General features: G+C 68.4%; 13 protein-coding genes. 7 read left to right on the top strand and 6 right to left on the bottom strand.

Translation table 11 applies throughout. The annotated features are described in order from the left end of the window. Positions 1-22 precede the first annotated feature (22 nt). Complete coding sequence (locus ACFY6S_RS22265) at positions 23-937, bottom strand: helix-turn-helix transcriptional regulator (RefSeq protein WP_388824199.1); 915 nt, start codon at positions 935-937, stop codon at positions 23-25. Between the two features lie 138 nt (positions 938-1075). On the opposite strand from ACFY6S_RS22265, the gene ACFY6S_RS22270 reads away from it, so the two are divergent. The 3 genes from ACFY6S_RS22270 (at position 1076) to ACFY6S_RS22280 (ending at position 4263) form a co-directional block, all read left to right on the top strand. Continuing rightward, entirely contained in the window at positions 1076-1993 is a 918-nt protein-coding gene (locus ACFY6S_RS22270; protein ID WP_388824201.1) for an MBL fold metallo-hydrolase, read from the top strand. Between the two features lie 29 nt (positions 1994-2022). After that, positions 2023-3465, top strand: a complete 1443-nt coding sequence (locus ACFY6S_RS22275; RefSeq protein ID WP_388824203.1) for a carboxylesterase/lipase family protein — start codon at positions 2023-2025, stop codon at positions 3463-3465. Between the two features lie 552 nt (positions 3466-4017). Continuing rightward, complete coding sequence (locus ACFY6S_RS22280) at positions 4018-4263, top strand: hypothetical protein (protein ID WP_388824205.1); 246 nt, start codon at positions 4018-4020, stop codon at positions 4261-4263. Positions 4264-4602: 339 nt separating this feature from the next. On the opposite strand, the gene dnaB is transcribed toward ACFY6S_RS22280, so the two are convergent. Next, the gene (gene dnaB, locus ACFY6S_RS22285) at positions 4603-6063 is read right to left on the bottom strand and encodes a replicative DNA helicase (protein ID WP_388824853.1); all 1461 of its coding nucleotides are present in this window, start codon (positions 6061-6063) and stop codon (positions 4603-4605) included. 440 nt (positions 6064-6503) lie between these two features. Between dnaB and ACFY6S_RS22290 the strand changes: the two genes are divergently transcribed. Further along, positions 6504-7841 (top strand): MATE family efflux transporter, encoded by a 1338-nt coding sequence (locus ACFY6S_RS22290; protein ID WP_388824207.1) that lies wholly within the window; start codon positions 6504-6506, stop codon positions 7839-7841. Positions 7842-8006: 165 nt separating this feature from the next. Here the strand turns inward: ACFY6S_RS22290 and rplI are convergent, their stop codons facing one another. The 4 genes from rplI to rpsF all read right to left on the bottom strand — a co-directional run bounded on the left by rplI (position 8007) and on the right by rpsF (position 9712). After that, the gene (rplI, locus tag ACFY6S_RS22295; RefSeq protein ID WP_384913386.1) at positions 8007-8453 is read right to left on the bottom strand and encodes a 50S ribosomal protein L9; all 447 of its coding nucleotides are present in this window, start codon (positions 8451-8453) and stop codon (positions 8007-8009) included. Between the two features lie 18 nt (positions 8454-8471). Continuing rightward, entirely contained in the window at positions 8472-8708 is a 237-nt protein-coding gene (rpsR, locus tag ACFY6S_RS22300) for a 30S ribosomal protein S18 (protein ID WP_003967857.1), read from the bottom strand. Between the two features lie 45 nt (positions 8709-8753). Beyond that, positions 8754-9347, bottom strand: coding sequence for a single-stranded DNA-binding protein (locus tag ACFY6S_RS22305; protein ID WP_388824209.1), 594 nt, complete (start codon positions 9345-9347; stop codon positions 8754-8756). Between the two features lie 74 nt (positions 9348-9421). Continuing rightward, positions 9422-9712: a 30S ribosomal protein S6 gene (gene rpsF / locus ACFY6S_RS22310; RefSeq protein WP_006604399.1), complete on the bottom strand. Its 291-nt coding sequence runs from the start codon at positions 9710-9712 to the stop codon at positions 9422-9424. Positions 9713-9990: 278 nt separating this feature from the next. Here rpsF and ACFY6S_RS22315 point away from each other — a divergent pair, with 278 nt between their 5' ends. From ACFY6S_RS22315 to ACFY6S_RS22325, 3 genes are all read left to right on the top strand, one after another. Then, entirely contained in the window at positions 9991-10305 is a 315-nt protein-coding gene (locus ACFY6S_RS22315; protein ID WP_388824211.1) for a hypothetical protein, read from the top strand. A 310-nt stretch (positions 10306-10615) separates the two neighbouring features. Further along, positions 10616-11734 carry a lipid II:glycine glycyltransferase FemX gene (locus tag ACFY6S_RS22320; protein WP_388824213.1) on the top strand — a complete coding sequence of 373 codons (1119 nt, stop codon included), beginning with the start codon at positions 10616-10618 and terminating at the stop codon, positions 11732-11734. A gap of 88 nt (positions 11735-11822) precedes the next feature. Then, the gene (locus ACFY6S_RS22325; protein ID WP_329066213.1) at positions 11823-12854 is read left to right on the top strand and encodes an alanine racemase; all 1032 of its coding nucleotides are present in this window, start codon (positions 11823-11825) and stop codon (positions 12852-12854) included. The last annotated feature ends 3 nt before the right edge of the window (positions 12855-12857 follow it).

Raw genomic sequence — 12857 nt, forward strand, 5'->3', positions numbered from 1 at the left:
CCGGGCGGCTTCACCGGGCTTCCTACAGCCGTCGGGGTGGCTTCTCGGGAACGGGAACGGAGACGCTGTTCGTGTGCGGCGACCGGCTGCCGCTCGCCTGTCGGAGGAGGGCGAGGGCCTCCTCGGAAGAGGAACCGAGGGAGGTTGTGCACACGATGAGCGCCTGTTCCGGTGAACGGGCGATCGACAGTGTCTGCTGTGTCACCGTCACCGTGCCGACGACGGGATGGCGCAGCTCGTAGGACGCCGCATCGCACGGCGCCACGCGATGGTCACCCCACAGCGCGACGAACTCCGGGCTTTTCATCGTCAGCTCGCCGATCAGTTCCGCGAGCAGCGGGTCCTCCGGGTGCCGGCCGACGGCGACGCGGAGGTTGCCGACCACCGCGCGCGCCTTGCGCTTCCAGTCCGCGTACAGCTCCTGGCAGTGCAGGTCCAGGAACAGCAGCCGGCTCATATTCGGACGCCGCGTCGGGTCATCCGGGCCGAAGAAGTCCAGATGGCCGGCGAGCAGGGCGTGCCCCAGGGTGTTCCAGGCCAGCACGTCCGTGCGGCGGCCGAGCACGATCGCCGGGACCCCGTCGACAGCGCGGAGGAGGTCGCGTGTTTCGTCGGCGAGTTCCTCGGGCCGCGGGCGGCGCACCCGCGGCGCGTGGCGGGCCGCGCCGGCGAGCCGGTCGAGGTGCTCGCGTTCGTGCTCGTCGAGCAGGAGAGCGCGGGCGATCGCGTCGAGCACCTCGGCCGAGGCCCCGCGGGACAGGCCCTGTTCCAGCCGTGCGTAGTACGAGACCCCGACGCCGGCCAACTGGGCCAGCTCCTCACGCCGGAGCCCGGCCACCCTTCTGCGGGGCCCGAGTTCACGCAGGCCGACATCCTCGGGTCGCAGCCGCGCTCGTCGGGCTCGGAGGAAGGCCCCGAGTGGGCCGGGTCCGTTCATCACGCCAGTATTCGGTGCGCGGCCCGGTCCCAGCCACACCCTGCGAGGGGTAGGACAAACCGGGAGTGGTTCGCGCTCGTCCGCGTGTCCAAGCTCGGTCTCATTCGGCCACGTACCCCAGACCCGAGGACGGACCACATGGAACAGAGCCCGGAGCAGATCGCCCTTGGCGATGTCACCGTCACCCGCATCAAAGAGTTCTACGGCTCGGTCCAGATGCCCCCGGACCACTTCTTCCCGGACAGCCCCCACGGCTCGTGGGACGAGCACCGCGACTGGCTGGCACCCGACTTCTGGAACCCGGCGACGGACGAGTGTCATACGGCGATCCAGTCCTGGCTGCTGCGCAGCGAGGGGCGCACGATCCTCGTCGACACCGGCGTGGGCAACCACAAGGACCGGCCCTACGCGCCGGTGTGGAGCCGACTGGACACGAACTACCTCGACCACCTCGCCGCCGCCGGAGTGCGGCCCGAGGACATCGACATCGTGGTCAACACCCATCTGCACATCGATCACGTCGGCTGGAACACCCGCCTCGACGGACGCACCTGGGTACCGACCTTCCCGAATGCCACGTACCTGATGACCCAGCGGGACTTCGACTTCTGGAACCCGGCCAACGGGAACAGGACCGTGCTCGGCCGGGGGAACCAGAACGTCTTCGAGGACAGCGTCACGCCGGTCCACCAGGCAGGACTCGCTCATCTGTGGGAGGGGACGTACCGGATCGACAGGAACCTGCGTCTCGATCTCGCTCCGGGGCACACTCCTGGCTCGTCCGTGCTCACCCTGGAATCCGGCGGCGAACAGGCCCTGTTCGTCGGGGACCTGGTGCACACCGCGCTACAGATCGCGGAGCCGGAGACCAATTCCTGCTTCTGCGAGGACCCGGCGGAGTCCCGCGCCACCCGGCACAAGCTGCTCGGCCGCGCCGCCGACAACAACGCGCTCGTCTTCCCGGCGCACTTCGGCGGCCAAGGCGCCGCGGAGGTCGCGCGCAGCGGCTCGAAGTTCGCGATCAAGGAGTGGGCGGGCTTCTCCCGCATCTCCTGACGTCCTCCTCCAGAAAGGAAACCTGTCCCGTGTTCCGACAGGCAGACCCGGTCGTCGTCGAAACCCCGGCGGGTGCCGTGCGCGGCCTCCGTGACGGATCCGGCGAGCGCTTCCGCGCCCTCCCCTACGCGGCGGCCCCGACCGGCGCCGGCCGTTTCGCCCCGCCCGCGCCGCATCCGGGCTGGTCCGGTGTCCGCGACGGCACGCGGCCCTCGCCCACGGCTCCCCAGCCTGCCCGTGACTTCGGCCGGCTCGACATGGCGCCCTACTTCGGGCCGGGCTGGGCGCCAGGGGAGGAGTACCTGACCGTCGATGTCCACACGCCTGCCGTCGACGGTGGCAGGCGTCCCGTCATGGTCTTCGTGCACGGCGGCGGGTTCGTCACCGGCTCGAACCGCGCCGCGCTCTACGACGGCGGCGCGTTCGCCCGCGACGGCGTCGTCCTCGTGACGGTGAACTACCGCCTCGGCATCCCCGGGTTCCTCGATCTGGCAGGTGCTCCGGCCAACCGCGGGCTGCTGGACGTACTCGCCGCGCTCGGCTGGGTGCGGGACACGATTGCGACGTTCGGCGGTGACCCCGAGAACGTCACGGTCTTCGGCCAGTCCGCGGGCGCCACGCTCGTCGGCGCGTTGCTCGCGACACCGGAGGCGGCTGGTCTGTTCCGGCGAGCGATCGTCCAGAGCGGCAGTGGCACCGGCGCGTTCACGCCGGAGCAAGCGCGCCGCGTCACCGCAGCGGCAGCCGCCGCCCTGGGCGTCGAGCCGACCGCCGAGGCGTTCGCCCCGGTCCCGGACGAGCGCTTCCTGGCGATCCTGCCCGCGCTTGCGGGCCTCGACCTCCGCACCAGGACCGCCATGGATCCGCTGGCCGGGCTCAGTCCGTTCAGCCTGGTCCTGCCGGTCCAGCCCGCCGACGGTCTCGCCGACGGCCCGGCCCGCGATGTCGACCTGCTCATCGGTACCAACACCCAGGAGGGACACCTCTACCTCGTACCGCAAGGCGCCCTGGAGTCCACCACGGAAGCTGACGTACTCGACCTCGCCGGCCGGGTGCACGCGGATCCGGAGACCGCCCTCGCCGCGCGCCGCGCGGCACGGCCGGACGAAACACCGGGCGAACTGCGCTCCGCCGTGCTCGGGCAGGCCCTGTTCGAGGCCGGTACGGTGCGCATGGCGCAGGCCCACGCTCGCATCTCGGGCGGCCGCACATACGTCTATTCGTTCGGGTACGGCTCGACGGCCCTGGAGGGGCGACTCGGCGCTGCCCACACCGTCGAACTGCCCTTCGTGTTCGACATCGCCGACAAACCCTGGCTCCACGGCGACAACCGCCTACTCGGCCCCGCCCCCGCCCCAGCAGGACTCGCGCCCCGGGTACACGGCGCCTGGGTCGCGTTCGCCGGCACGGGAAACCCTGGCTGGGCTCCGTACACCCCGCAACGTCTTGCGGTGGAGATCCTCGGCGCATGAGTGAACAGGCCGACCAGCGGCGCTACGACAGGGGCCGCTGGTCGGCCTCGTCGTCCGGCTAGTGGAGCGAGGACGCCTTCACGGCACGCACGTCGCTCTCGGCACAGGGTGGGCGGCTGACGCCGAGCCCGGCGACGACCTGCCTGCTCGCCCCCTCGCTCGCAGGTTCTCTGCTCGCTGTCAGGTGGCAGCCCCGTGAACTGCGGTTCTTCCGAGTGTCTCAGGTCGTGTCGCTGAGGTGCCGTCTCAGGAACGTGTCAGTTCGTCAGGAGGGTCGGGGCCGGGCCCGTGGGAGGGGTCGGACAATGCAAGAGCTCCAGCCGACTTGTGATGATCCCGTAACCGACGATCTTGAGCCCTTGAAGCACCATTCGGACGTGTGGTGGGGTGCAGGTGCCCGAAAAGCTCTTGGAGCGCGGCGCTTCGCTGCGGCCGGACACCACTCCCGTCGACCGCGGGGGGCCGCGCCAGCCGCGCTCCGCGAGCAGCGGACCCGTGCGCCGCAGCGGCGCACACACACCAAGGGACGTACGCACGTAAAGGAGAGAAGACATGCGCAAGTTCCAGCGCGCAGCAGTCGCCGCCACCGGCATCCTGGCCTTCTCCGGCCTGGCTGTCGGAGCCGCCCAGGCCGCCGACCTCCCCTATGTCGAAACGCCGGGCGACGCCGCGACGGACTGCTTCACCCAGGAGACCCAGCGGGAGATGGACCAGGGAGCGGGCCACCACGTCACGATCGTCCACTGCGAACGCGATCCCCAGAGCCCGGGCACCATGCTGGTCTTCTACCGAAGCTGAGTCACGAGGCGGGTCACGTCCGGCCCTCTCCACCGAGGCCCACGGTCTCCTTGGCAGCGCGCACCTCGGAGGAACCGGACGCCGCACCCGCATCGGACGCTCCGTCGATGTGACGGACGAAGGCGGCTCCTCCATCCCCGGCGGGGGCGGAGGGGCCGCTTTGGTGTTGCTCGGTGACGGCGATGATCGGATGGTGCGCGACAGCCACGGCACATACGTGGAGAGCCTGGACAGCGCGCTCCCCGACGCCACCGGCGCCGCGCCGGGCCTCAACGGGGGTCCCCGATCACACGGCGATGCCGCCGCAGATGCTGCGCGAGGCTGCGGTACAGCTGCCGCTCAGGTCTGCGCCATGTCCACGAAGCGGGAGTAGTGGCCCTGGAAGGCCACCGTGATCGTCGCGGTGGGGCCGTTACGGTGCTTGGCCACGATGAGGTCGGCTTCGCCGGCGCGGGGCGATTCCTTTTCGTAGGCGTCCTCGCGGTGGAGGAGGATCACCATATCGGCGTCCTGCTCGATGGAGCCCGATTCGCGGAGGTCGGAGACCATCGGCTTCTTGTCCGTGCGCTGCTCGGGGCCACGGTTCAGCTGGGACAGGGCGATGACGGGCAGTTCCAGCTCCTTGGCGAGGAGCTTCAGGTTTCGCGACATGTCAGAAACCTCCTGCTGGCGGTTCTCGGCGCGCTTCGACCCGCCGGACTGCATGAGCTGGAGGTAGTCGATGACCACGAGCTTGATGTCGTTCCGCTGCTTGAGGCGGCGGCACTTCGCACGGATCTCCATCATCGAGAGATTCGGGGAGTCGTCGATGTAGAGCGGCGCCTGCGAGACGTCGGGCATACGGCGGGCGAGCCTGGTCCAGTCCTCGTCCGTCATCGTGCCGGACCGCATGTGGTGCAGCGCCACCCGTGCCTCGGCGGAGAGGAGACGCATCGCGATCTCGTTGCGCCCCATTTCCAGGGAGAAGATCACGCTGGGCAGATTGTTCTTGATGGACGCGGCACGGGCGAAGTCGAGAGCGAGGGTCGACTTTCCCATCGCGGGCCGGGCCGCGATCACGATCATCTGACCGGGGTGGAGGCCGTTGGTGAGGGAGTCGAAGTCGGTGAACCCGGTCGGCACACCGGTCATCTCGCCGTTGCGCGAGCCGATGGCCTCGATCTCGTCGAGCGCGCCCTCCATGATGTCGCCGAGCGGGAGATAGTCCTCGCTGGTCCGCTGCTCGGTGACGGCGTAGATCTCGGCCTGGGCGGAGTTGACGATCTCGTCGACGTCTCCGTCGGCGGCGTATCCCATCTGTGTGATCTTGGTGCCGGCTTCCACGAGCCGGCGGAGCACCGCCCGCTCGTGGACGATCTCCGCGTAGTACGAGGCGTTGGCCGCGGTGGGGACCGACTGGACCAGGGTGTGGAGGTACGAGGCCCCGCCGACGCGGGTGATCTCGCCGCGCCTGGTCAGCTCGGCGGCGACCGTGATCGGGTCGGCCGGCTCCCCCTTGGCGTACAGGTCGAGGATCGCCTGGAAAACGGTCTCGTGCGCGGGACGGTAGAAGTCGTGGCCCTTGATGATCTCCACGACGTCGGCGATCGCGTCCTTGGACAGCAGCATGCCGCCGAGGACGGACTGTTCGGCGTCGAGGTCCTGCGGAGGCACCCGTTCGAAGCCGGCGGAGCCACCGTCCCACGGGCCGCTGTCGCTGCCCCGGTCGTGCTGCTCCCCGCGGCTCCGGCCCTCCCCACGGCGCTGCCGGGAGACAGGCAGACGGTCACCGGGACCGGCGTCGGTCCAGGGGTCGTCCAATGGCTCGGGAATGCTCACCGGCCACCTCCTCACGTCCGCTCAGCGGACCTCGCCGTGCCATTCTTTCTACGGCACGACACTGACAAAACGAGAGGTCTGACTCCGGTTCCGGCGCGTCGGACGCCGGTCCACGGTAGGCCCGTGAGCGACGTCAGCCAATCTTGTTATCCACAGGCCATGTGGACGAAGCCCGAGATGCTGTGGAGAACTCGGCCGAACCTGTGCACGGACCGGGGGACAGCACTGTGGACAAAGTCATATCGACCTCAACGCAACTACTCTGACCTGGGATTTTTTCATCCACCGGCTGTGGGGGAGAAAAACTTCCCCGGCTGGGCCAAGATCAGAACAAACGGTCCTCCACCCGACCTCCACAACACTGTGAAGTAAGGATCAGTAGCGCCTTGCGTCTCTTACCTGTGGAAGATTAGATTGAGTGCATGACACAGGCTCCCGCGCCATCCACGACGGGTCGGAGACGGCACGACCGCGAGATCATCGCGCTCGCCGTTCCCGCCTTCGGCGCGCTCGTCGCCGAGCCACTGTTCGTCATGGTCGACAGCGCGATTGTCGGCCATCTCGGCACCCCGCAACTCGCCGGACTGGGCATCGCCGCGGCTCTGCTGACCACCGCGGTGAGCATCTTCGTCTTCCTCGCCTATGCCACCACTGCGGCCGTCGCCCGCCGGGTCGGAGCGGGCGATCTGAAGGGCGCCATCCGCCAGGGAATGGACGGCATCTGGCTGGCCATGCTGCTCGGCGCCGGAGTCGTCGCGGTCACCCTCCCCACCGCTCCCTGGCTGATCGGACTGTTCGGAGCATCGGACACCGCCGCCCCGTACGCCATCACCTATCTGCGCATCTCCAGCCTCGGCATCCCCGCCATGCTGATCGTCCTCGCCGCCACCGGGGTGCTCCGAGGACTCCAGGACACCCGCACCCCGCTGTACGTCGCCGTCGGCGGGTTCGGTGCCAACGCGGTGCTCAATGTCGCTCTGGTCTACGGCGCGGGACTCGGTATCGCCGGCTCCGCCTGGGGCACGGTGATCGCGCAGTGGGCCATGGCTGCCGTATATCTCGTCGTGGTCGTACGAGGAGCGCGTCGACATGGCGCATCGCTTCGCCCGGACGCGGCGGGGATACGGGCGAGCGCCCAGGCCGGCGTACCGCTGCTCGTCCGTACGCTCTCGCTCCGGGCGGTTCTGATGATCGCCACCGCGGTCGCCGCCCGACTGGGGGACGCGAATATCGCCGCCCACCAGATCATCCTGTCGCTGTGGAGCCTGATGGCGTTCGCACTCGATGCCATCGCCATCGCGGGGCAGGCGATCATCGGCCGCTACCTCGGGGCCGGGGACACCCAGGGGGCTCGGGAGATCTGCCGCCGCATGGTCCAGTGGGGCATCGCTTCCGGGATACTGCTCGGCGCGCTGATCGTAGCGGCCCGCCCTCTGTTCATCCCGCTGTTCACGGGCGACCAGGTGGTACAGGACACCCTGCTGCCCGCCTTGCTGGTCGTGGCCGTCACCCAGCCGATCGCGGGGGTCGTCTTCGTACTGGACGGCGTACTGATGGGCGCGGGGGACGGCCCCTACCTCGCCCGAGCCATGCTGGTGACCTTGGCCGTGTTCGCTCCGGTCGCGCTGCTCGTCCCCCGGTTGGGCGGCGGGCTGACGGCACTCTGGTGGGCGATGGGCCTGATGATGGCGGTCCGCATGCTCACCCTCTGGCTACGCACCCGCTCGGGCCAGTGGCTGGTGACCGGTGCCACGCGCTGATCGGGCCCTGTTTCACGTGAAACAGCCCATCTCGCCCTGTTTCACGTGAAACAGGCACGCCCACACCCCACACGCTCCGGGCAGCTGCCGGGACCGCACAGCGAGAGGGCCCGTACCCCTGGGGGTACGGGCCCTCTCATGCTCTACCGAGATCGAGTACGACGCTTACGCGGCGACGACCTCGATGCCGAGCTTCGCGGCGACCTCGGGGTGCAGGCGCACCGACACCTGGTGCGAGCCCAGGGTCTTGATCGGCGAACCCAGCTCGATACGGCGCTTGTCGACCTCCGGACCACCGGCGGACTTGATCGCCGAAGCGAGGTCGGCCGGGGTGACGGAGCCGAAGAGGCGGCCGGCGTCGCCGGAGCGAACAGCCAGGCTCACCTTGACGCCCTCGAGGCGGGCCTTGATCTCGTTGGCCTGCTCGATGGTCGCGATCTCGTGGATCTTGCGGGCGCGGCGGATCTGCGCCACGTCCTTCTCGCCGCCCTTGGTCCAGCGGATCGCGAAACCGCGCGGGACCAGGTAGTTGCGAGCGTAGCCGTCCTTGACGTCCACGACGTCGCCGGCAGCACCGAGGCCAGAGACCTCGTGGGTGAGGATGATCTTCATTATTCGGTCACCCTTCCCTTATCGCGCGGTGGACGTGTAGGGCAGCAGCGCCATCTCACGGCTGTTCTTGACGGCCGTGGCGACGTCACGCTGGTGCTGAGTGCAGTTGCCGGTGACGCGGCGGGCACGGATCTTGCCACGGTCGGAAATGAACTTCCGCAGCATGTTCGTGTCCTTGTAGTCCACGTACTGGGTCTTGTCCTTGCAGAACGCGCAGACCTTCTTCTTAGGCTTGCGCACAGGCGGCTTCGCCATGGTGTTTCTCCTGTGTGATCAAGAAGTGGGGTGCGAGCCCGCCCTTTAGAAGGGAGGCTCGTCCGAGTAGCCGCCGCCGGAGCTTCCGCCCCAGCCGCCTCCATTGCCGCCACCCTGCGACGGCTGGCCGCCGCCGGCCGCCGGCGCGCCGGTGGCCCACGGGTCGTCGGCGGGAGCACCGCCGCCACCCTGCTGGCCGCCGCCACCGGAGCCGCCGCCCCAGTTGCCGCCGCCCTGCTGCTGGCCACCGCCGTAGCCGCCCTGGCCGCCACGACCGGTGGTCTTGGTGACCTTCGCCGTGGCGTTCTTGAGACTGGGGCCGACTTCCTCGACATCCAGCTCGTAGACCGTGCGCTTGACGCCCTCACGGTCCTCGTAGGACCGCTGCTTCAGCCGGCCCTGCACGACGACGCGCATGCCTCGCTGGAGCGACTCCGCGACGTTCTCCGCCGCCTGACGCCAGACCGAGCAGGTGAGGAAGAGGCCTTCGCCGTCCTTCCACTCATTGGTCTGCCTGTCGAAGATGCGGGGGGTGGACGCGACACGGAACTTCGCGACCGCCGCACCGGACGGGGTGAAGCGCAGCTCGGGGTCGTCGACGAGATTGCCGACGACCGTGATCACGGTCTCGCCTGCCATGGGTGAACCTCTCGGCGGGGATTGCTTCTGGCTGCTTGCTGCTACTCGAACCCGATGACCGCTGAGCTAGAAGCTCAGTGGGTCTCGGGGCGGAGGACCTTGGTCCGGAGGACCGACTCGTTCAGGTTCATCTGTCGGTCGAGCTCCTTGACGACCGCAGGCTCGGCCTGGAGGTCGATGACCGAGTAGATGCCCTCGGGCTTCTTCTTGATCTCGTAAGAGAGACGACGACGGCCCCAGGTGTCGACCTTCTCGACCTTTCCGTTGCCCTCACGGACGACGGAGAGGAAGTTCTCGATCAGCGGGGAGACAGCTCGCTCCTCGAGATCGGGGTCGAGGATGACCATCACCTCGTAGTGACGCATGTGGAACCCACCTCCTTTGGACTCAGCGGCCACGGTCGTTCCGTGGCAGGAGGGTCGTGATGCGTAGCAACGGTATCGGCGGCCACTGACAATCCGGCTCGACGTGCGAGGGATCGCTTTCTGGCCTGGGCAGACACCGGTGCAGACCGTACAGACTACCCGCACAACGGCTTCCGGTTGAAATCCGGTCGCCCTTGGCCGCAATCTGTACACATCGGGTGTGTGCGGCGCTACGAGGCGCCGCCTCCGGCAGGGCCACAGGGCTCAGGAGGTGCCACATGGCACAGGCAATGCGACCGAACTCCGCAACCTCTCTCTTCGCCACCGACGGGAAGCGTCATCCGCTCCAGGACACCCTGGTGGCGGTGACGCTGACGCTGGGCGTCCTCGCGTTCGTCTCGGCGTTCTTCCACGATCTGCACCTCCTCAGCTCCTGGGCGGGGCTGGTGGGCATCCTGACCGGCGCGTACAGCCAGTTCATCTCGGTGACGACCCGCGAAAGGTTCCTGACGGTCATCGGTCTGGGCGCCTCGGCGGTCGGCTTCTTCATCGGTATGGCCCATGGCGGGCTGTTCGGCGGGATCGTCGGCTAAGGGCTGTCCCGTCCTGCCTGGTGGATCAGCGCGCGGCGTCAGATGCGGTGCATCGCACGGCGGAGGAGCATCCGCGGACTGGATGTACGCGGATGTTCCGGCAACGCGGCGAGGTGCCGTAGCTGTCGTCGCGCGCCCGCCGGGCATGACGGGACAGCCCTTAGGGGCTGCGAAAGTCCCGCCGCCGGGGCGCGCGCCGGGCGCTCGGCCCCACAGCCAGACGGGGCGCTCCATCGGCGCACAGTAGGCTTCGGCGCGAGAGCCGGAGCCCCTGTATCCATGGGGACACACCTGCCGAGGAGCGCCCCGCATGAGCCTGACCCTGAGGACCATCAGCCGTGAGCAGCATCTGGCCTACATCCAGAGCCTGCCCGCGGCGAGTCACTGCCAGGTCCCGGCGTGGGCTGACGTCAAGACGGAGTGGCGCTCCGAGAACCTGGGCTGGTTCGACAAAAACGATCAGCTCGTCGGTGCCGGACTGGTGCTCTACCGTCAGCTGCCGAAGATCAAGCGTTACCTGGCCTATCTGCCCGAAGGCCCGGTGCTGAACTGGTACGCCCCCAATCTCGAAGAGTGGCTCCAGCCGATGCTGGCCCATCTCAAACACCAGGGCGCCTTTTCCGTGAAGATGGGGCCGCCGGTCGTCATCCGGCGCTGGAATTCCACGGCGATCAAGTCGGGTATTCAGGATCCGGACGTCAAGCGGCTGCGCGATGTCGAGGCGTCGCACATCGAGCCGCGGGCCTTCGAGGTGTCCGACCGGCTGCGCAAAATGGGCTGGCAGCAGGGTGAGGACGGCGGCGCCGGATTCGGTGACGTCCAGCCCCGCTACGTCTTCCAGGTTCCGCTGGCCAACCGCTCGCTGGACGATGTCCTGAAGGGCTTCAATCAGCTGTGGCGGCGCAATATCAAGAAGGCCGAGAAGGCCGGCGTCGACGTTGTCCAGGGCAGTTACGAGGACCTGGGCGAATGGCAGCGTCTGTACGAGATCACGGCCGAGCGGGATCATTTCCGGCCGCGCCCGCTGTCGTACTTCCAGCGCATGTGGTCCGTCCTGAACACCGAGGACCCCAACCGTATGCGCCTCTACTTCGCCCGTCACGAGGGTGAGAACGTGGCGGCGGCGACGATGCTGATCGTCGGTGGTCATGTCTGGTATTCGTACGGCGCCTCGGCTAATCACAAGCGCGAGGTACGGCCGTCGAACGCGATGCAGTGGCGGATGCTGCGTGACGCCTATGCCATGGGTGCGACGGTCTACGACCTGCGCGGCATCTCCGATTCGCTCGACGAGACCGATCACCTTTTCGGCCTGATCCAGTTCAAGGTGGGCACCGGCGGGGAGGCCGTCGAATACATCGGCGAATGGGACTTCCCGCTCAACAAGCTGCTCCACAAGGCATTGGACATGTATATGTCGCGCCGCTGACCGCGGATTCAATGCTCACGGCCGTCCAGGCCCTCCAGAACATCCACATTCTTCTTCACCGCAGCCGAGAGAAAGGTCCCGGACCGGCATGGCGCTCTCCCTCTACGTCGACACCGCGCGCTGGCGGGCGCACCAGAAGTCGGTCATCGAGCAGTTTCCGGGGCTCGTACCGGTCTGCAAGGGCAATGGCTACGGCTTCAGCCATGAGCGGCTCGCCGACGAGACCAATCGCTTCGGGTCCGACACACTCGCCGTGGGAACCATTTACGAGGCGGCCCGGATAAAGGACTGGTTCAGCGGCGATCTGCTCGTCCTCACTCCTTTCCGGCGGGGCGAGGAGCCGGTGCCGCTGCCGGATCGCGTCGTGCGTTCCGTCTCGTCCGTCGACGGGGTGTTCGCCCTGGTCGGTGCCCGGGTGGTCATCGAGTGCATGAGCTCGATGAAGAGGCACGGGGTGAAGGAGGAGGAGCTGGGCCAGCTGCACGCGGCCATAGAGGACGTGCGCCTGGAGGGTTTCGCCCTGCACCTTCCGCTCGACCGCACGGACGGCTCGGACGCGGTCGAGGAGGTCATCGCCTGGATGGACCGGCTGCGGGCGGCGCGGCTTCCGCTGCACACCATGTTCGTCAGCCATCTGGGCGCGTCGGAGCTGGCGCGGCTGCAGCAGCAGTTCCCGCAGACCCGCTTCCGCGCCCGTATCGGCACGCGGCTGTGGCTCGGTGACCACGACGCGACCGAGTACCGGGGTTCGGTGCTGGACGTCACGCGGGTCGCCAAGGGGGACCGGTTCGGCTACCGGCAGCAGAAGGCGGCTTCGGACGGCTGGCTGGTGGTCGTGGCCGGTGGCACGTCGCACGGGGTGGGTCTGGAGGCTCCGAAGGCGCTGCACGGTGTGATGCCCCGTGCGAAGGGGGTCGCCCGGGCGGGTCTGGCGACGGTCAACCGGAATCTCTCGCCGTTCGTGTGGGACGGCAAACAGCGCTGGTTCGCGGAGCCGCCGCACATGCAGGTGTCGATCCTGTTCGTGCCTTCGGACGCGCAGGAGCCCCGGGTCGGTGACGAGCTGGTGGCGCATCTGCGCCACACGACGACGCAGTTCGACCGGATCGTCGACCGCTGATCC

Origin of the sequence: Streptomyces sp. NPDC012835 (assembly GCF_042900885.1) — a bacterium.
Taxonomy (GTDB): Bacteria; Actinomycetota; Actinomycetes; order Streptomycetales; family Streptomycetaceae; genus Streptomyces.

Coding starts and splice junctions, on each gene's coding strand:
- ACFY6S_RS22305 (WP_388824209.1), bottom strand. CDS start 9,347: ATGGCAGGCGAGACCGTGATCACGGTCGTCGGCAATCTCGTCGACGAC.
- ACFY6S_RS22265 (WP_388824199.1), bottom strand. CDS start 937: ATGAACGGACCCGGCCCACTCGGGGCCTTCCTCCGAGCCCGACGAGCG.
- rplI (WP_384913386.1), bottom strand. CDS start 8,453: ATGAAGATCATCCTCACCCACGAGGTCTCTGGCCTCGGTGCTGCCGGC.
- ACFY6S_RS22315 (WP_388824211.1), top strand. CDS start 9,991: ATGGCACAGGCAATGCGACCGAACTCCGCAACCTCTCTCTTCGCCACC.
- ACFY6S_RS22325 (WP_329066213.1), top strand. CDS start 11,823: ATGGCGCTCTCCCTCTACGTCGACACCGCGCGCTGGCGGGCGCACCAG.
- ACFY6S_RS22280 (WP_388824205.1), top strand. CDS start 4,018: ATGCGCAAGTTCCAGCGCGCAGCAGTCGCCGCCACCGGCATCCTGGCC.
- rpsR (WP_003967857.1), bottom strand. CDS start 8,708: ATGGCGAAGCCGCCTGTGCGCAAGCCTAAGAAGAAGGTCTGCGCGTTC.
- ACFY6S_RS22270 (WP_388824201.1), top strand. CDS start 1,076: ATGGAACAGAGCCCGGAGCAGATCGCCCTTGGCGATGTCACCGTCACC.
- rpsF (WP_006604399.1), bottom strand. CDS start 9,712: ATGCGTCACTACGAGGTGATGGTCATCCTCGACCCCGATCTCGAGGAG.
- ACFY6S_RS22290 (WP_388824207.1), top strand. CDS start 6,504: ATGACACAGGCTCCCGCGCCATCCACGACGGGTCGGAGACGGCACGAC.
- ACFY6S_RS22320 (WP_388824213.1), top strand. CDS start 10,616: ATGAGCCTGACCCTGAGGACCATCAGCCGTGAGCAGCATCTGGCCTAC.